Below are 18,408 nucleotides of genomic sequence, written 5' to 3' on the forward strand. Positions count from 1 at the left end.
GTCGCTCTTTGTGGAGGTGACGATTACCTAACAATCGGTCGATTCGTTTGATGTTATGTTTTGTTCTCGCTTTGGTTGGCAGGTTACGGCCAAGTTCGGTAAGAGTGAGAGTTTTACAGTCAAGTAAGGCGTGGCAAGCCAACGTTAAGCTGTTGAGTCGTTTTAAGTGTAATTCGGGGCAGAATTGGTAAAGAGAGTCGTGTAAAATATCGAGTTCGCACATTTTGTTGTCTGATTATTGATTTTTGGCGAAACCATTTGATCATATGACAAGATGTGTATCTACCTTAACTTAATGATTTTGATAAAAATCATTAGGGGATTCATCAGTGCTTAACCTGCTTTATCTAGATAGGTTAAAGGTTGAGGCTCAAGGATATACACTAAGCCTTTGGGCGCACGGCTGAGTACATCAACAGCATTAATACTCAACCTTTTAACCTTCACCTCAAGGTTACTTAGAAGATTAATAATCTGAATCAACGCTGCCTTACACATAGTACGATCAACATCTTCAAGCACTAAAACGCTTTGCTCCAACGTTTCTTTACCGTTGTTATGAATCTTCTCCATTATCCACTTCATCGCAATCGCTCCAGTGCCGGAGCATGGCTCATAGAAAGAAAGTTCTTGATTGTGATGGTCACTAGGCGATCCTACGAGTGCTGCGAGTAAACGCCCCAGCTCTGGTGGAGTAGGAAAGAAGTTTTGTCCTTGTTTGTAGTAACCACACTCGGAGAAAAACATGCCGAGAACGTCAATACCAGGATAGTTTCTCATGGCCGCACTCAAGATATGCGATAATTCGATAGCCGTAGGTTCCAGTTCTTTTGGCATTTTTGATGATGGAGGGTACAGCCCGGTCTGCTGATATGCCCAGTGGTCGATAAATGTATAAACAAACTCGGCAACACCCATACGATATCTAGCCGCCTCTATTACCTGAACTGCCTTGCGGATTTCGCTATGCACTTGCGACATTCATTCTCCCCTCTGTTTAACTCAACTCACAGTATCATAATATAATCCCATAAACATAGCAATTTAGACCATCATGCAATACCGGATACAGCTCCAATCCCCTCCACCACCGAGAAAACTGAAAGTACACCCCCCCCCTAACCACCTTGCTAGACCTCTCTTTTTTTCTCTCTTTTTCTCTATTTATCTCTCTCTTTCTAAATTCGGGGGCGAGCCCCGGCTCAACAAAGCCGAAGGAGGAGCGTTAGCGACGACCGAGGCTTATACCCCACTTTGCATGATGGTCTAAAAACGGCTAAAATGTAATCAATGATCCGTCAGAACAACGCAAGGAATAAATGATGAGCCAGATAAAAACGCTCTTTGACGACGTGACATTTAATCTGTCTCGTCTGAACAAACTACTAACGAGCACTATGCCAAGCATGGCGATAGTGAGCCGGATACCTCCAGTACATAAAGGCAATGAGCATGAGGTAATAAAACTCATCATGCCCGAGCACCATTCCGGCATGGCCGCTATGAAGCTGGCGGGTGAAGGCTACGTGGATCTGCACATCAAACACCCCTACTCACAGAAATCTGCCAGACGTTATGTTGGCGTGATCCACCTGCTGCCCTCTAATCCCAACAGCGCTGAGATTGTTCAGTTGGTACATAGCATCAACCAAAGCAAGGCCGACATCGAGGAGTTGGTGATCACTGAAAACGAAACCCGGCAAGCACGGTTCAAGGCAATCCATGACAACTGCCCCGGCGTCATGACAAAACATCTCTACAGACAAATCCACTGCCTAGTCGATGCGGACGTCAAATCAGTGAAGTTCAGTTGGCAGAGAAAAGATGCTTTGCACCAACCGGACAAAGCAGTACTAATAAGCCAAATGATCAAAGAACTGGAGCGAGCCAACCCTGAGAACGAGTTGCCCCTGACCCAGCTCATCAAGAAAGTCGCCAGCGCCCCTGATATGACACTGAGAATTCGTCGGGATGTTAAAGTACAGCCAGCGGCCAATGTGGTAAAACTCTCTGGGCAGAAAACCATGACTGCTCCGTTGCCGATCATCGTGGTACAAGATGAACCCTTCAAGGCTGGACAGATCGCTTCGTTTGTGGCCGCAGTGGAGAGAAAGCAACGCTCGGACAAACAAAGCTCAACTATCCTTGGCACGTTCGCTGGCCGACAAATAGAGCAGATAGCTCCCAAAAAGTTAAATAAAGAAGATTCAACGTAAAACGAAGACAGAAGAAATTGATATCAGTTGTTCGGTTAAACCGAACAACTGATGCTTTTAAGGATTGTTAGATGTTGTCGTCAATAGCCCAATACGATGAGCCGCTTGGCATTGCTGGAGATTGTTCAAGATGCTCAATTCCCATATCTTTAGCAACATACTGAGCTACATCATGAGACACGTGACCATCATCCAAGTCCGAAGCTATCATTGCTTGTGAGTAAACAAAAAAGGGAGGATGTTCCTTAAAATCACGTTGCCTCATCCAGGCTTGCACTGAGCGAGAAAAATATCCCCACAATTTGTTTTTATATAAAGCAGCTTGGTCAGCGATAGTTGGATTAGGATCGTTCAATTGAACGGATTTGGCCTTTTCAAACATTTCATAAGTAAACAAAGGTCTCCCGAAATACTCACTAGCAGAAGACAATAGAGTACAGAACTGATGATGTAGAACTCTATCCTCAGCCAAGTTTGGCACGTAATTCAAACCACACTTGTCGCAAATAACAGCATGACCTAAACCATCGTATTCAGGCGGCATCATTTCGACAACTGTATTGGACTGAACGCTCCTCAATTCATTCAAATATTTTTCAGTGACAAAAGTACCTGAATCAGAATCCTTTGGAAGGTGAAAATACTTAACCTCAGGGTCATAGTACCAATAACCTCCGCGTCCATTAGTGTAGCGTTTGCCTGTTATAACCACTGTGTACACAGTCATTGAACCTGCTGTGATGCTGGGGTTTTCCGAGTATGCTTTTCTTCTCCTCTCACAAAGCTCGGCGGATAATTCGTTTGACATAACTCGTACTGAGTCAAAAAGATTAATATCCAATATTTCAACTATATAGGATGTTGCCGCGTCAGGATTCGCATCAACCGGAGCTCGTTTTAAAAAAGGCACAGGAAGATCTAAGTCATAAGCGATAGGTGGTCGCTCAGTTAAAGCTTGATCTGTATTTTCAGAAAGCCCAGCCCCAGCCCAGTGGTTCCAATTTTTATAACCCTGAGCCTTAGCTAGTGCATGAAGGAGTTTGATTGGTTTCAGCGAAACATTAAAATCATCTTTCAATGTTGATGACAGTTTTCTTGCGAGATATTCAGCGTTTGATTTCGAGCCAAACGATATCGTGGTAGTTTTCATATTAAAGCAACTCCAAATTAACGGGGTATCTATGAAAGGTTGCCCTGATTACCTGCCAAGCCCCCAGTTAAATGAATCTGCATTAACACGGTTAGACATTTGCAAAGATAAAATCACCTGTTTCACAGGGCGGTCTAGTCAAAAGACTGGTCAAGGACTTGAGCATATTTCAGCGCGAAATCGTAATGACCCCAGAATGATAGCAAGTACATATCAAATGACACACTGTAGAACTGCCCGTTGAGGGCAATCAGGCAGAGAACTGATACATTCACACACATAAATTTGGTTCCCTCATAGATGAGGGAACCAAAATCCATCTGTTCAAAATCCAACCATCCGGAATTTCCGGATGGTTGGTAATTACGCAATTTGATAGTGGAGCCTATCCAAAGAGAGGTCTGTAAACACCAGCCAATACAGGGATGTTTCCTTCAATAGAACTTAAAAATTCCATAAGCTCATCTCGATCCATTACCTTATGATTGCCTTCACTATCAAAGTAAGCGAATTGCTCCACGGGAGAAAAATAGTGAAAGCCAATGCTGTGCTCCAGTTCCTCATTAAAAAAAGCACCAATGGCATTATCGAGACGGTAGTAAAGTGTATTAAGACGAGGGTTATCATAGACCCCAAAATAATCAAGCTGAGATTGTTTTTTCAGTTCATAAGAATCAGGTTCACGCTTTAATTGCGATAAAATGGATAACTTTGCTCGCTCCGCGATCTCTTCGTGAGTCATCATAAAACGCTTGGCAACAACAAATGAATGGATCACACCTCCATAGTTTTCGATATGGAAGTCGTACTCGTCATCCGGCCTCATATGCTCGATAGCTTTTTCTAGTGTAGACAGCACCTTACTACCACATAAATAAGCTATTTCGCTATCGTTAGCTCTAACTTCATCAATACAAGACGCATCTAAGAACTGAATTGGAGTGCGCTCCTCATGAGAAACAAAGAATTCATCATCCCCATTATCACCTGATAAATACATGAGATCAGATTTGGAGCTAAATGCAGAGCCACACCAGTGATTCCAGTTTTTATACCCGAGACATTTAGCCGTGGCGTGAAGCAGTTTTATTGGTTTGAGCGAGATGCTATGGTCTTGTTTCAAAACTGAGGAAAGGTTATCAGCAAATGAATTTGCAGCCTCTTTAGAGGCAAAAGTTACGTCATTAGATAGGTTTTTCATGTCAACTCCAATAGAGCGAGTTTATAGGATGCCCTGATTACCTAACATCGCTCCGGTTTACACGAAACATATTGGTTTAGATAAAAACACCTTTTTCACAGGGCGGTCTAGTCGAAGGACTGGTCAGAGATTTGAGCATCTTTCAGCGCGAAACCAAATTGACGATTAGATTTTCCTTTTCGTTACTCCATTTTTCCACTCCCAAACTGCCCAAAATGGACCATTACACGAAGTCTCTAACCTTTGCGACGTATTTGCCCAAAATGGGCTGATACAGAGTCATAATCTATGCACCTACCCTATTAGACTGGAAACCTCAAACAGGTCTAATTAAAGAGGGCAATACATTAATGAAACGTTCAGCATTGGCAATTGCTTTGATTGCAGCATTAAGCGGATGTGGTTCCGGTGGAGAAGATGGAGGAAGTAGTTCCAATACAAACACCAACCCAGGAACAAAATCTGGCTCTATTAAAATTGATAACATCTCGATAAAAGAAGGAAATTCAGGTAACAGTGATGCCAAAGTGCGTGTTACTCGTAGCGGTGGTAAAGATGGTGTAATTAAAGGTAAATACCGAACTACCCCTGGAACTGCATTATCAGATCAAGATTACCTGGAAACTGTTGGAGAATTTGAGCTTCAAGATGGCGTTACTCGGGTTGATTTGATCATCCCTATCATTGGTGATGTAAAGGATGAATATGATGAAACATTCTCCGTTCAAATTTTCGATGTTTCTGGTGCCTCCAGCATAGAGAGAGATACTGCTACCGTAACAATCACCAATGATGACTCCTCTCCAGAAATATCATTTACCTCAGAAATCAGAACCACATCAGAAGGAAGTGGTCGCGTTAAAATTCCGCTACAACTAAACACTTCATCAGGAAAAGATGTAAGCGTCAGTTACGAACTCAGTGGATTAGCTATTAACGGCCAAGATTATAGTGTCATCAGTGACAGCACTATTGTTTTCCCGGCTGGAACTACTGAGCAGTTTCTTGAGTTAAATATTGTTCAAGATGACGTTCCCGAAGGCGGTGAAACAATAAAAATTAAACTTACCGAGGCTAACAATGCCACACTCAGCAAACAGTTTGAGACCAGTGTTATTATCCTTGGAGACTTAGTGTTAAACGATACTGGCGTCACCAGATATGTAAATGGGAATGACTTCGATGCCCAAGGCGCACCTAATGATCTTCCTGGGCAAGATGCTGAATTTGGCGCTGATACTGACTCACCAAACTACTTAGATGGTTATGCAGGTTTCTCTTTTACAAAATTAGACGTTTCCGGAAACCACCTTCCTCATACAGCGACGGCATGGTCATGTGTCTTGGATAACCGAACAGGGATCGTCTGGGAAAACAAAGGTGATGCAATTACTGATATTCCATCTTCACTTTCGGAAGCAGAATTCAAAGCCCTAGTAAATGATGCTTGGCGTGCCAGCAGAAACCCAAGCTCAAAGGATTATGTTCCTTACCCTTATTATCACTGGCATCAAAACTGGCAAGCTAAAAACTACCTATACACCTGGTACAGCAAAGATAGAACTAATGACGGTGGCAGTGCTGGTGGCGCTTCACTAGAATTCCAAAACCGTAATGCTCCTGTTCACGATAAGGCACAATGCGCGTTCCCTACGACAGATAACGCTGGCTATGTAAAAGTCACATCATGTAGTACCGATGACTACATTCGTGCGGCCAACGAGCTAGCCGTTTGTGGCTATAAAGATTGGCGATTACCTTCCATTGAAGAGCTACGTTCTATTGCCAATTATGAAAACAGTCAAACACTGCTCGATACCGACTATTTCTATAACTACGAAGGTGGCGCACCGATTTGGTCTGGAACCCCGAGTTCAAATGGTGAAGGTACAGCATGGTGCATGGACTCAAGCAATGGACAAGCTAAGTTGTGTCATAAACAAAGCAACTCGGCGAGCATTCGTTTAGCAAGAGGAGGGAAACAGTGATGAAGTCCAAACTAACCGTTGCGGCAAGCATTCTTTGTCTTGTAGGGATATCAACTCAAACTTACGCACAGACTTGTAAGTCAGATATTATCGCTCCCACCACCAATATAGAGCAATTTACAGTACATAAAGACGGCACAGTTACTGACGCCGCAACAGGCTTGATGTGGACCACTTGCACTATGGGACAAAGATATAGTGCCGATAACTGCATTGGAACTCTAAAATCATTTCCTACTTGGTCTGATGCGTTACTAGCTGTGGACGACGCTAACAGCAGCAATTTACTAGGGTACTCTGACTGGAGACTACCCAACATTAAAGAGCTTGGTTCCATTGTCGAAAGGTCATGCTCAGCTCCTGCGATCAGATTGGAGGTATTCAAAAGCACCCCAAAAGTACTTTATTGGTCAAACACTCCTGACAGCAAGGTTAACCCTCAGTTGAAAGCGCGAGTTATTGATTTCAATGAAGGAACTGAGTTCGCATCGTTAGCACAATCTAATATATATCTGCGGCTAGTTCGTGACCTTAAAGAAACGTCCAACTAATTCCATCGTAAGCCCCGGATTTTATTCTGGGGCGTTCCCATAGTGAAGTACACGCGATGAACAAAACATTACCACCTGATACCCCAGAGCAAGCCCGAATCACCAACTATCAAGGAAACCAACTGATAGTTAGGGCCTATGCTGGCACGGGAAAGACAACAACCCTCATCAAATATGCTCTTGCTAATCCTCGCCTAAGAATGCTGTATATCGCGTACAACCGAGCGATAAGAGATGAAGCTGCGGAAAAGTTTCCCCGAAATGTTACGTGCAAAACCTCTCATCAACTAGCATTCGCATCTGTTGGACGTATGTTTGCGCACAAATTAGTGGGAAACATTCGCCTGACCGATATAGCACAAGCGTTAAACACAAAAAACTGGACTCTTGCAAGAGACTGCCTGGATACGCTAAATGCATTTATGTGCAGCGCAGATGACCAAATTCTGTATGACCATTTCGAAAGAGCAGATACTGGATTACTACTAACAACAAAGCAAGAGAGATACGTAATAGAAGTCGTTCAAAGTGCAGAAGATATTTGGAAGAGGATGTGTGAACCTCAAGATCCTTTCCCTATGGTTCATGATGGATACTTAAAGCTGTACCAATTATCTCACCCCAATTTATCATTGAGATACCAGGTAATCCTCTTTGATGAAGCACAGGACGCTAACCCAGTAACTAGTGACATTGTAATTAGGCAGCGCTCAAGGACTATTCTTGTTGGAGACGTCCACCAGCAAATCTATCGTTTCAGAGGTGCAAATGATGCGATGAATAACCCCCGCTTCTCGAACGCAGATCAACTCTACCTCACACATAGTTTCCGATTTGGGCCTAATGTAGCGATGGTTGCTAATGCCCTTCTCGAACTAAAAGGAGAGACCAAGCCGGTAATTGGGCGCGGAGCTAAAGATCAGGTTCTTATGATGCTACCTCAAAATATCGGGCATCATGCTGTGTTACACCGCACGGTAATGGGAGTTATTCAAACTGCTTTGGGCTACACAGGTGCGGGACATAAAGTTTTCTGGGCTGGTGGTATAGAGTCTTACCAAATCGACTATCTGGAAGATATCTTTTGGTTCTCACGTGAAGAAAGAGAACGTGTCAGAAACAAGCAGATACTTAATGATTATGAGGACTATCAAGAGTTCACCGAGATAGCTCGTGCGACTCAAGACAACGAGATGTTTAGAGCGATGGCAATTATCGAAGCCTACGAAGATCTTCCTGAACATCTTGCGATATTACGCCTTAACACCGTAAAAGACGAATTGGTTGCAAATGTCACTGTGTCTACCAGTCATAGAGCAAAGGGACTGGAGTGGGATTATGTCCAACTATTTGATGACTTCCCTGACGTTTTGGACCCCGAGCTAGAACCTGAGGCACGGGATGATGAGATCAATCTACTTTACGTTGCAAGCACGAGAGCCATGCGAGCACTTGCGCTTAACGCTTCAGTGGAAATGGTGATCAGGTACATCACCCATAAGCGTCAACTTGAAAAGATTCAGCAGGAAGAAGCAACTAACAATCAGTCAGAACACATAAAAACAGCCTAATCGACCAAAAATACAACAATAAAACCTCCCCTAATTGCCCTAAATGGGAGGTTTCAGATGCATTCCTTAATCCTCCCCCCCGTTACCATATGCCTGAATGGGAAAATATGTGTGGTGACATGAACAACAAGACTTTAAAGAAAGCTACTTTAGCGCTGGCATTGATAGCCTCAATGCCAAATATCTCCGTAGCAGAAGACAGTAGGCCCGGCTTTTACGATAGAAAGGCGGAAGGATGGTTTTTCTATGAAGTCGAGCCAGAAGAAAAAGAAGTACCTAAACCTAAGCCAGTAGCAGTGCAACCTCCCCCACCACCTCCTGAGCAAGAACAGATGGCCCAGAGTGAAGGACCTGAATATTTTTCTGCTGCGTGGTTTAGAGAGAACTTACCTAAATACAAAGATGCTTGGTGGGATAACCCAACCATTGAGAACGCTAAAGCTTTTGCTTACATGCAGCGATTCGCAATGGATCGTTCAGAACAAGCGCAAGATGCATATGAACTGGCTATTTTAGGTGATCCTTATCTTGATGAAGTGTCCAGAAGACCTTATGCCACGTTCGCATCTCAGCAAGTAGATAGTAAGGCTGGGAAGGAAAGGCAGACATTACTTGGGACTGTAGCAAGTCGTGTGGGTCTATTTTTCTTCTACCAGCCAAACTGCGAAATGTGCGAAATACAGGCTCCAATAGTCAAAATGCTTGAGCAAGGATATGGATTTACTGTCGTGGCAGTATCTTCTGACGGCACCCCTTTCCCAGGAAACATTTTCCCCGAGTTCAAAGTAGATAACGGCCATGCCGAACAGCTAGGTGTCGTCACCTACCCAGCTTTATTCTTAGCTTCACCAGATGGGAGTTTTGCTCCTGTTGGGCAAGGGGTAATGTCACTTCCAGATACAGCCAATCGAATTCTAGTTACTGCTCGCCGAGCAGGTTGGATCAGTGATGACGAATTCAACAAAACAAGAGCACTGGTTAATACCGACAACAACATTGCGGAAATTCTTACCGATAAAACAGGTGAGGCTTCCTTAGAAGAAATCATGACGGATGATAAAGGGAACTATATCCCGCCGGAACAATTGATGGACTTCATCCGCGAAAAAATTAAGGAGAAATAAGATGTTCAGAAAGAACAAGCTGCGGAAGAAAGCTCTCGCTATTTGCGTAGCATCCGTTCTGTGGACAGTACCGAGTATATCTACAGCTAACGGCTTAAAGTCTGAAATGGACGCCCTTTTCAATGAAATGAGCAATGTCACTCAACCAGGTGTATTTGAAACACAGCGTCGAGGGGTTCTGGCTGGTGGTCGATACACCACGAAAACACGCATATTTAATGAAAACCTAGTGTCATTCACACCTCCATCATGGAAAGCTGGTTGTGGTGGTGTTGACCTATTTGGGGGCTCATTGAGCTTTGTTAACGCAGAACAAATCGTCACTTTGCTGCGTTCGGTAGCTGCAAATGCAAAGGGATACGCATTCCAATTAGCATTGGATAACGTCTTTCCTGATGGTGCAAAATGGATAGAAAACTTCCAAAAGAAAATACAACAATTAAACCAATATTTGGGTAATTCTTGTCAACTTGCACAAGGTATCGTAAATGACGCTACCTCTTCATTCGATGTTAAACACAAAACTGACGCTTCCATTACAGCTACCACAACGGGTCTGTTTGACGATGTATTCTCATCTAAGCAAGAGCAAGGCGGTTCTACACCACTCGAACAATTGAAATCAAACAACCCAGATGAGTACAAGAAAATGATTGGTAATATCATCTGGAAGCAATTGAAGAAAAATAATGCAAACGCATGGTTCACATACGGAGACAACACATTACTAGAAGCCATAATGTCTGTGACGGGAACAGTAATAATCGGTGATATTGTTAATGATTCACACGCAAGTATTACGGAAAAAACGACACCAATCACCACTTTACCTGGCAATAAAATCCAAATTTCAGATCTAATCACTGGTAGTAACGTTGAAATATACTCATGTGGTTCAGATACTGAAAATTGCCTAAGCGCTGGGGCAACTGGTGGCGGTGTTAAAACCGTCAACATCACAGGCATAAAGAGCCAAATTGAAGATATGCTTATTGGTTCAAGTACATCTACAGGTATTATTTTCAAGTTTGCTAGTAATGCTGGAACACTATCAACTAGCGAGCAAAACTTTTTAGCTAGCTTACCTGTTGGTATAGGTGCAATCATCCGAAATCTTTCTGTTCTATCTAAAGACTCTGCAATGTTATTTGCCTCAGAGTCGTCTGGAGCGATTTCTCTAGCAATGATGTATTCATTTACTAATGAGCTTTTCAGAGCTGCATTTATTGCTATATCAAACAGTGATAGTCCTTATAAACAGCAAGCGTTGGAAGTATTACGTGAATCTCAAGCCAACATGAGAGCCGAATACTCAATTCTTACAGCTCAATATGGAGATCTCTCTTCTCAAATCGAAAAGTACAACAACCTCCTAAATAACGTTCGAAAGCAAAAATATATGTTATCGACGCTAACTAAAGCACCAAGAACAAAGGAGTAAAACTTCATGCCTGAATTTACTATTTACTCCATTGGCGACTCAGCATTTCTTGAGCAGATATTAATTGCTGTAGCCATGATCACGGGGACCAATGACTTCACCAAGATGGTCAGTGTTGGGTTGCTTATTGGTGTAGTGATGATAACCGTTCAATCTGTTTTCCAAGGGGCAAAACAGATCAATATTCAGCAAATTTTTATGGGGTGGCTACTATACGCCTGCTTCTTCGTACCGACTTCATTAGTCAAGATTGAAGATGCTTACACCGGGCAAGTTCGTCCTGTGGCAAACGTGCCGATTGGTATAGGCTTTGCCGGAGGTGTTATATCGAATGTTGGCTACACCCTAACAAAATTATTTGAGACTGGTTACGGCATTATCGTACCCAATGTTACTGAAACTCACTTTTCTGAAACACTCAAGCTACTGAATGATGTAAGACGCGGTGTGTACGATAGCGCTATTTTTACAGCCCTAAACCAAGAGCAAGGTGGTGGCTATGTTGATGTTCGTCGCTCAGTTTCTAATTACATTAGAGAATGTACGCTAACAAAAGTAGATCTCAACCTGATGAGCTTAGATGAGCTTCTAACACTCCCTTTAGATCAAGCCTTACAATTCAATTCTTCACTATACGGAACGCGTGTATATCTAAACGCGTCGAATCCCGATGGTGGTGATTTTACTTGTAGTGAGGCATGGTCTACAGCTGAGGGGGTTGGCATTGTTGGGGCATTAAATAACCTAAGTGGGTCCAATGTAAATAACGCTTTAAACAATCTACTTGGTGTAGATCCTACCTATACAGGTGTAAATGCTCTAACAAAGATAGCTGACTCATTACAAGCAGTAGGAGCAATTTCCACCTCAGCAGTAGAATATACAAAAGTCGCTCTACTAGAGCCTTTGTATTATGAAGCAGCTGCCGGACGATACCAGGACCTTCAAGACTATGGTTCTGCATTGATGATTAACCAAGCGATTCAACAGCGAAACACTCAATGGGCAGCAGAGCAATCTATGTTCATGTCAGTCGTCAGACCGATGTTAACGTTCTTTGAAGGTTTTGTTTACGCGATAACTCCTATAATGGGCTTTATCATCGTTATGGGTTCAATGGGAATGACGTTGGCAGGAAAATACTTCCAAACGGTTCTCTGGATACAGCTATGGATGCCAGTTCTATCTATAACAAACCTATTCATTCATACAGCAGCGACTAATGAAATGGCAAGCCTGTCTACACCAGGCTTAAACTCAATGTATGCATTATCCTCAACAGGAGACATTCTACAGAACTGGATCGCTACGGGGGGAATGTTAGCAGCAGCCACTCCTATTATTTCACTATTCATAGTGACAGGATCAACATACGCATTTACCAGTCTAGCTAACAGGGTTAACGGTTCTGATCATGTCAATGAGAAAATTCAGTCGCCTGACGCTTTGAATCAAGGCCCAGTAATGAACAGTCAACCTGCATATAACCACAACCAATTTAGTGGGACGATGGCAACAGGAGCGGAAAGCATGATCAGTTCATTTTCTCTTGGCTCATCTATTGGAAGCGGGGTTAGCTCAGCAAGGGCAGTACAAAGCCAGAAGTCAGAAGCATTCTCAGACACCCTTGGCCGAGGTTTTTCTCATGGCGTATCACAAGACCAAGCATACTCCCGTCTTTCTAGCATTGGCCGAACAATCGGTTCACAAAACACTCAACAAAGCCAGTTGGTTAATCAACAAGCTAAAAGCTTCATGGATAAGTTTCAAGTTGATGATCAACATGCCGATGCTGTAAAAGGCGCGTTCGCAATGCAGGCTACAGGCTCTTTAGATGTAAAAGAAGCTGCGGCAATGGTAATGCCACTGATGGGCACCGCTCGTGCAGCAGTAAAAAATGCAGTTAAAGGTCCCTCCAAAGGAACTGGTTTGGCAACTATACCTTCTCAAGAGGATGGAGCCAAAGGCGGTGGTGGTGATATTGTAGGTCTAACTGCTCAAGCCCAGGGAAAAACGGAATCGTCTGCAACAGATACGTCAACATGGTCTGCCAGTGATGTATCGCAATTCATGAAAAATGTTTCATGGGGGAAGACTGATTCTCAGGCACTTACCAATCAATTAGCTCATGGCATTAATAGACAAGGTGGCGAATCCTTTAAACAGTCATGGGGTGATAATTTATCTCAAAATCTATCTAAGTCTGCACAAGAGCTTGTTTCTGCCACTAATGCATATACAACAATGGATCAATTGCAAAACTCTATGGGCTCGATGACAAATAGCGACTTTAAAACATTGGGTGGCGAAGTCGCTCGCTCGCCAGAAGCAATGGATTACCTCAACCAACATTATCAAAATGCACCGGACTCAGTTCGAAAAGAAGCGGCAAATCTCGAACAAAGATATCGTGGTTATGGCATGGACCCAGGTGTAGCTAAAGCGGCAGCTAGACTGACAGCTATGACAAATACCAACAACTATCAGCCAGGGCAACAAGTTGGAGGCTTCCAAGCTGCTGTTAGTGCAATCAACTTAGCTACCGGGAGAAATAGCGGATTTGAAAGCGACCCTCTACAGTACAGCGGCCTCACTCCTCCGACTGTGCCAGAGAATTTAGGGCAGACAGTTGGCAGCAACGTTGGAAGCGGTCCTGTTTTACCTTCCAATTTTAGGGAGAACACAATCAGTACGTCTGGCACAGCTCCGGTAACAGAAACGCCACCAACACCTCCTGTTACTCCGGTAACTGGCGAACATGATGCAAACCTCCAACAATTAGGCAATCTTGCAAATCAGACTAACCGAGCTGTTTCTAGCCCAGAAGAGCAAAAAGCAAGAAATAATATGCTCAATGCTTTGCCGGATATGTCATGGAGCGCTTCCACTTGGGGGGCAGTAGACAATACTGGAGACTGGTTGGCTCGAAGAGCTGAGCAAGTTGGTGGTGCAGCAGTAGCTGGTGGACAGGCGACAGCGAGCGATTTTTCAAATGCAATGGATCAGTTGCGAACCATGACACCAGAACAAAGGGACCAGTTTATCGAAGCGACTCAACGTGGTGACGACTATATATCCGAAGAGTACGGCTTTGGCGGAGAAATGGCAGTTGCAGCGGCAAAATTAGGTCGTAATGTTATTGGCGCAGCAGCTAGCGGTTACAACGCAGCCAAAGAGTGGTTAACGGGAGAGTCGGATCTCTCAGAAGCAGCTAAAGGAATGAGCTTAGAACAACGAGGGGCATTCTACGCAGCAGCGGCAGCGTCGGCAGCGGAAGCTGGCGGTAGTGCAGCAGCTAATTTCATGGAACAATATGGAGATGAATTCAAGCAAACTATGGCTGAGCTCGGGACATCGAGATACGGTTTAACAAACGAACAAGCGGCTGTTTATGCTGAATCTTTTGATACTAACCAAGATAGAATGAGTCAAGCTGTTAACAACTTAAAAATGCAGTATGCTGAAACTGATGCTAATGGTTCAGTAATGATGAATGAAGATGGCAGCCCTGTTTTATCTCAACAAAACCAAGAGTTTACAGACCAACTTGTGAATGTTTTACAAAATGCAGGTGACGCTGGAGATAGATCAGGAAGTTATCTTACTGCCGTTCGTGGCTACAACATTGCAAATCAGCAATTCGATTAATTCTTCCCTTTCACCCGAATCCAAAAGGAGCACCAAGTGCTCCTTTTTATTTAGAAGGTATTAAAAGGATTACCATTTGAATCTACATCCATACCTTTGTGGCCCATCATTGGCAAACCTGTAGCGGGATTGTGTCGTTTTTTCTTTGCGCATCTCCCAGTTCCTATTTTATTAACACCACCAGAATAAACAGCGCGCATCCCAACGAAAAGAATAAAAGCCATCATTGCTACCAATGCTACTTGCCACTGTATGTATGCGACAGCAGACCAGAAAACAATCGCTGCAAATGGACTTTTATGAACCAATAACACAAACCCCAACGTCCAGTACATTACAGGAACAGACATCAAAGCCCATCCCCAAGCAGTATCCGCTGCCATAACAAACCCCAGCAGCAACAGAAACAAACCGATAATATTAATGACATGCTTCATGCTCTTACCCTCAACGAATTTCATAATACCAATATAACACAGAATCAAATAATGCAACCATGAATCCGTCTTCTACTACTCACTTTCACATGTGAAAGTGCCTATAACGCCATCTTCATATAGAAAAATATGAAAAATGTGACTTTCACTCAGCAAAAATGTGATGAATACGCTAAATATAATAAAGAACCATTTGTGAAATCAGTTGATTATAATTTTATTAGTGGTTAAAATGCACCCTATTCGGTCAAATGTAATGGTTGCAATTGCATCTGATCCCATCTGCAAGTCAGAGTATTAATAAGAATCACCCTTAGGGTTAGTTGTGAATTTATTAGGAACCAGCGCCCGCTCGGTTCCTAAACCTTATTTAGCTTACTACACACACGTAGAGTACATTCCTTTTTGGTACTCTGCCTCTTCGTACCACTCCCCCGAATGGTACGCCTATAGCCCATGACTCCAACCCAACTGGGCATAAAATTCTAGCAGGTCAAAAGCACCTGCATAAAAATTAAACTTCAAATTTCAATTCGCTTACTGCAAAAAACGTTACCACGCAAGATAAAACTATTTTTAAAGTTTTTTTCTGTTGATAGGCTCACTTTATGATCCTATAAATAAGGTCATAATACGTCAAGAAATGTCAACAAACGACAAGAAAGCAACTTTAAAAAGAGTTTGGTAATAGAGAGACAAAGGATGTATTTGAATAGCGAAATTCCCCAAAACGAAGAACAGAAACGCAGTTGGATAAAGTATCAATTAAAGATACAAGGGAAATCCCTGGCATCCCTGGCAAGGGAGCACAAAACATCTCGACAAGTACTTTCTAACACTTTGTACGAACCGTCCCCGCGCTGGGAGTACGTTATCGCACAAGCGTTAAACAAAAAGCCTACTGAGATATGGCCGGAAAGATACGAAGACGGATTACCAAAAGAAAAATTGAAAGTTTAAGGGATCACCCCGAAGGACTGGCTAGGAAAATAAGGGTTTTCATATATGGCAAGGGTCAAGAAGTTTATAGCAATTACGTTGCTCGGGATGTCTAGCGTAGCAAACGCGATTGACTTAACTGGTACAGTATTCGAAAAGGCAGCAATAAAACACGGTGTAGAAGCGAAGCTTTTGTACTCTGTTGCGTTGGCTGAGTCAGCTACAGGTCGAGGTGATGGAAACATTAGCCCTTGGCCTTGGGCATTAAGGACACTCAAAGGTGGTCCTCATTACGAGACCTCTCTCGAATCAGCCAAGTTAAAACTCGATGCACTTCTCGCTCAGCACGGAAGAAATGTTGACGTAGGTATGATGCAAATCAATCTGCGTTGGCATGGAGATAAAGTAAGTTCTCCAGATGAGCTCTTGGACCCTGCTAAAAACGTTGACGTCGGAGCTGGTTACTTAGCCCAGTGCATTTCGTCCGCTCCTGGAGATTTGGAGCTAGGCATCGGTCGTTATTACACCTGGTCTGATGAAGCTAGAGCAAGAAATTACGGCAGTCGAATCCTTGCCATTTATAGAAACTTGGATACTGAGGGCATTTAGGATGGACTACTCATGTTCTTACAATATGAATATTGCCTCTCTTAGTGAATCCCAGGCTGATAGAAATGTTTACGAATTTGATCTGTCTTTATGGACATTGTTGAAGCACCTAGCAGAAATCCACCCACGAGAAGTCTCGGAGCAATTTTCTCTTCCACTGGAAACAGTGGAAGCACTTGCGGATGCTACAAAGCATCAATTAGAGCTCTTATCATCAGGTGTAATCCTTTCTTTTAAGCTTTCCTCGCCAGAAAAAATCTATATCTCACACTTGGAGCAATCCTTCGATCAAATTTGTTTGACGCCTTCTTCTGACTCTGGATTTGGGGCTGCATATTGGCTGCTTATGGGAAAAGTGTCACAGCAAGACATTAATATTGCAGCGCAAACTTTCGGGGTCTCAGTCAACCTTACAAAAATCGTATCTCAAGCCTCTGATAATCAACTAAGAAACTTAGCATGTAGCCAGGACATGCCATTTTCGATCAGGTTTTCACCTGAGCTGGTGAGAGAAATTCTGGACAGTGACGAACAAAGGGTTACACACCTCATTTTAAAGAAGCATCAACAATCTATAACTACAACGGGAGGCGGCAATGAGTTGTAATTCAAACTCTTTGGCCCGATGGATATCGGCTAGGAACATGGCTTTGGCTGGATACATTACCAAGATCATCATGGTAGAAACAGGACTTACCTACAAGCAAGTACGTAGAATGTACAAAGAGCTAGAAGATGAAGGTCTTGAAATTTGCAGGAAGAGTAGAACTGCGCGTGGAGGTGCAACTTTGATTCATAGCCATACATCAAAGATTGAAGCGTCTCTATTGATGCAGCTTTATTACAATATAGCTGGCGAAGCGGCCCTTCGTTCAATAAACATTGATGCACTCCATGTGGCTTACCAAATGTATTGCGCTATTAGAAATGAGACGCCTGGAATGAAAGGAACTCGTTGGCAGATGCTCGACATCACCGATGCGTGGTGTTTAGCCCAAGAGCTGCGTTCTGGTGAAGCTATGATAGAAACTTGTCATAGCTGCAAGTGCAACTACTTCACATCAGTTAATCAAAGAACAAGTGTGGATTGCCCTTTCTGTAAAAACCAAGCATGTAGCGGAAAAAATGAAGAAGAATCGCTCACCCATGAAAGCAACTATTCTTATGCTTGATTTGCTCATTGATTAAAAAAGGGGTGAGATTTCTCACCCCTTTTCTATTGGAACAACGCTCTATTTACAATCTGCGTCATACACTTTGCAGCAATTTACCTTTCAACCCATTCCTAGCTTTGTCTAACTTATTATTTTTCTCTTCAACCTGCTCTTCAAGTGGAGGGCTAAAGTGTTGGACTGTAGTCATTGCCCCACCTCTAAGAGCATACATACCTAACATAGCTAAACATCTAAGACGGTCACAACGTTCCTTATGATGCATTTGAGATAGCTCTTGATAAAGCTCGGGAAATGCCTGCTCTGAGACTTTGAAATTACTAATTTTCCCATCCCAATCACTACTAGCCATATGTCCCCC

Annotated in this window: 16 protein-coding genes and 1 pseudogene; 11 read left to right on the plus strand and 6 right to left on the minus strand. The window is 43.1% G+C overall.

The window, feature by feature from the left end:
• Both K5Q92_RS15285 and K5Q92_RS15290 read right to left on the minus strand, forming a co-directional pair.
• Positions 1–223, minus strand: a pseudogene (locus K5Q92_RS15285) (IS4 family transposase); the annotation flags it as partial.
• A gap of 110 nt (positions 224–333) precedes the next feature.
• Positions 334–981, minus strand: a complete 648-nt coding sequence (locus K5Q92_RS15290; protein WP_014386820.1) for a hypothetical protein — start codon at positions 979–981, stop codon at positions 334–336.
• Positions 982–1,322: 341 nt separating this feature from the next.
• Here K5Q92_RS15290 and K5Q92_RS15295 point away from each other — a divergent pair, with 341 nt between their 5' ends.
• Positions 1,323–2,216, plus strand: a complete 894-nt coding sequence (locus K5Q92_RS15295) for a DNA replication terminus site-binding protein (protein WP_046225205.1) — start codon at positions 1,323–1,325, stop codon at positions 2,214–2,216.
• A 67-nt stretch (positions 2,217–2,283) separates the two neighbouring features.
• On the opposite strand, the gene K5Q92_RS15300 is transcribed toward K5Q92_RS15295, so the two are convergent.
• Together K5Q92_RS15300 and K5Q92_RS15305 are read right to left on the minus strand one after the other, a co-directional pair.
• Positions 2,284–3,366: a hypothetical protein gene (locus K5Q92_RS15300; RefSeq protein ID WP_032073039.1), complete on the minus strand. Its 1,083-nt coding sequence runs from the start codon at positions 3,364–3,366 to the stop codon at positions 2,284–2,286.
• 385 nt (positions 3,367–3,751) lie between these two features.
• A complete protein-coding gene (locus K5Q92_RS15305; RefSeq protein ID WP_032073040.1) occupies positions 3,752–4,567 on the minus strand; it encodes a hypothetical protein in 816 nt (271 codons plus the stop codon).
• Between the two features lie 350 nt (positions 4,568–4,917).
• On the opposite strand from K5Q92_RS15305, the gene K5Q92_RS15310 reads away from it, so the two are divergent.
• The 6 genes from K5Q92_RS15310 (at position 4,918) to K5Q92_RS15335 (ending at position 14,890) form a co-directional block, all read left to right on the plus strand.
• Positions 4,918–6,555, plus strand: a complete 1,638-nt coding sequence (locus tag K5Q92_RS15310) for a DUF1566 domain-containing protein (RefSeq protein WP_046224259.1) — start codon at positions 4,918–4,920, stop codon at positions 6,553–6,555.
• Positions 6,555–7,106: a DUF1566 domain-containing protein gene (locus K5Q92_RS15315; RefSeq protein ID WP_014386830.1), complete on the plus strand. Its 552-nt coding sequence runs from the start codon at positions 6,555–6,557 to the stop codon at positions 7,104–7,106. The genes K5Q92_RS15310 and K5Q92_RS15315 overlap by 1 nt, the downstream gene beginning before the upstream one ends.
• A gap of 56 nt (positions 7,107–7,162) precedes the next feature.
• Positions 7,163–8,677 carry a UvrD-helicase domain-containing protein gene (locus K5Q92_RS15320; protein ID WP_014386831.1) on the plus strand — a complete coding sequence of 505 codons (1,515 nt, stop codon included), beginning with the start codon at positions 7,163–7,165 and terminating at the stop codon, positions 8,675–8,677.
• A gap of 119 nt (positions 8,678–8,796) precedes the next feature.
• On the plus strand, positions 8,797–9,801 hold the full coding sequence (traF, locus tag K5Q92_RS15325) for a conjugal transfer protein TraF (protein WP_220769851.1): 1,005 nt from the start codon (positions 8,797–8,799) through the stop codon (positions 9,799–9,801).
• A gap of 1 nt (position 9,802) precedes the next feature.
• Positions 9,803–11,242, plus strand: a complete 1,440-nt coding sequence (locus K5Q92_RS15330) for a conjugal transfer protein TraH (protein WP_014386833.1) — start codon at positions 9,803–9,805, stop codon at positions 11,240–11,242.
• A gap of 6 nt (positions 11,243–11,248) precedes the next feature.
• On the plus strand, positions 11,249–14,890 hold the full coding sequence (locus K5Q92_RS15335) for a conjugal transfer protein TraG N-terminal domain-containing protein (RefSeq protein WP_014386834.1): 3,642 nt from the start codon (positions 11,249–11,251) through the stop codon (positions 14,888–14,890).
• A 50-nt stretch (positions 14,891–14,940) separates the two neighbouring features.
• Here the strand turns inward: K5Q92_RS15335 and K5Q92_RS15340 are convergent, their stop codons facing one another.
• The gene (locus K5Q92_RS15340; RefSeq protein ID WP_109320325.1) at positions 14,941–15,327 is read right to left on the minus strand and encodes a hypothetical protein; all 387 of its coding nucleotides are present in this window, start codon (positions 15,325–15,327) and stop codon (positions 14,941–14,943) included.
• Between the two features lie 708 nt (positions 15,328–16,035).
• Here K5Q92_RS15340 and K5Q92_RS15345 point away from each other — a divergent pair.
• Genes K5Q92_RS15345 through K5Q92_RS15360 form a run of 4 tightly spaced genes read left to right on the plus strand, consistent with a single transcriptional unit; the run spans position 16,036 to position 18,047 of the window.
• Positions 16,036–16,287 carry a helix-turn-helix domain-containing protein gene (locus tag K5Q92_RS15345; protein ID WP_046224268.1) on the plus strand — a complete coding sequence of 84 codons (252 nt, stop codon included), beginning with the start codon at positions 16,036–16,038 and terminating at the stop codon, positions 16,285–16,287.
• A gap of 45 nt (positions 16,288–16,332) precedes the next feature.
• A complete protein-coding gene (locus K5Q92_RS15350; RefSeq protein WP_014386837.1) occupies positions 16,333–16,875 on the plus strand; it encodes a transglycosylase SLT domain-containing protein in 543 nt (180 codons plus the stop codon).
• Positions 16,876–16,900: 25 nt separating this feature from the next.
• Positions 16,901–17,482 (plus strand): hypothetical protein, encoded by a 582-nt coding sequence (locus K5Q92_RS15355; RefSeq protein WP_069541871.1) that lies wholly within the window; start codon positions 16,901–16,903, stop codon positions 17,480–17,482.
• Positions 17,483–17,519: 37 nt separating this feature from the next.
• Complete coding sequence (locus K5Q92_RS15360) at positions 17,520–18,047, plus strand: FlhC family transcriptional regulator (RefSeq protein ID WP_342749706.1); 528 nt, start codon at positions 17,520–17,522, stop codon at positions 18,045–18,047.
• 76 nt (positions 18,048–18,123) lie between these two features.
• Here the strand turns inward: K5Q92_RS15360 and K5Q92_RS15365 are convergent, their stop codons facing one another.
• Positions 18,124–18,399 carry a hypothetical protein gene (locus K5Q92_RS15365; protein ID WP_014386840.1) on the minus strand — a complete coding sequence of 92 codons (276 nt, stop codon included), beginning with the start codon at positions 18,397–18,399 and terminating at the stop codon, positions 18,124–18,126.
• Positions 18,400–18,408: the final 9 nt, after the last annotated feature.

The sequence above is a fragment of the Shewanella sp. MBTL60-007 genome, from assembly GCF_019654915.1.
GTDB lineage: Bacteria > Pseudomonadota > Gammaproteobacteria > Enterobacterales > Shewanellaceae > Shewanella.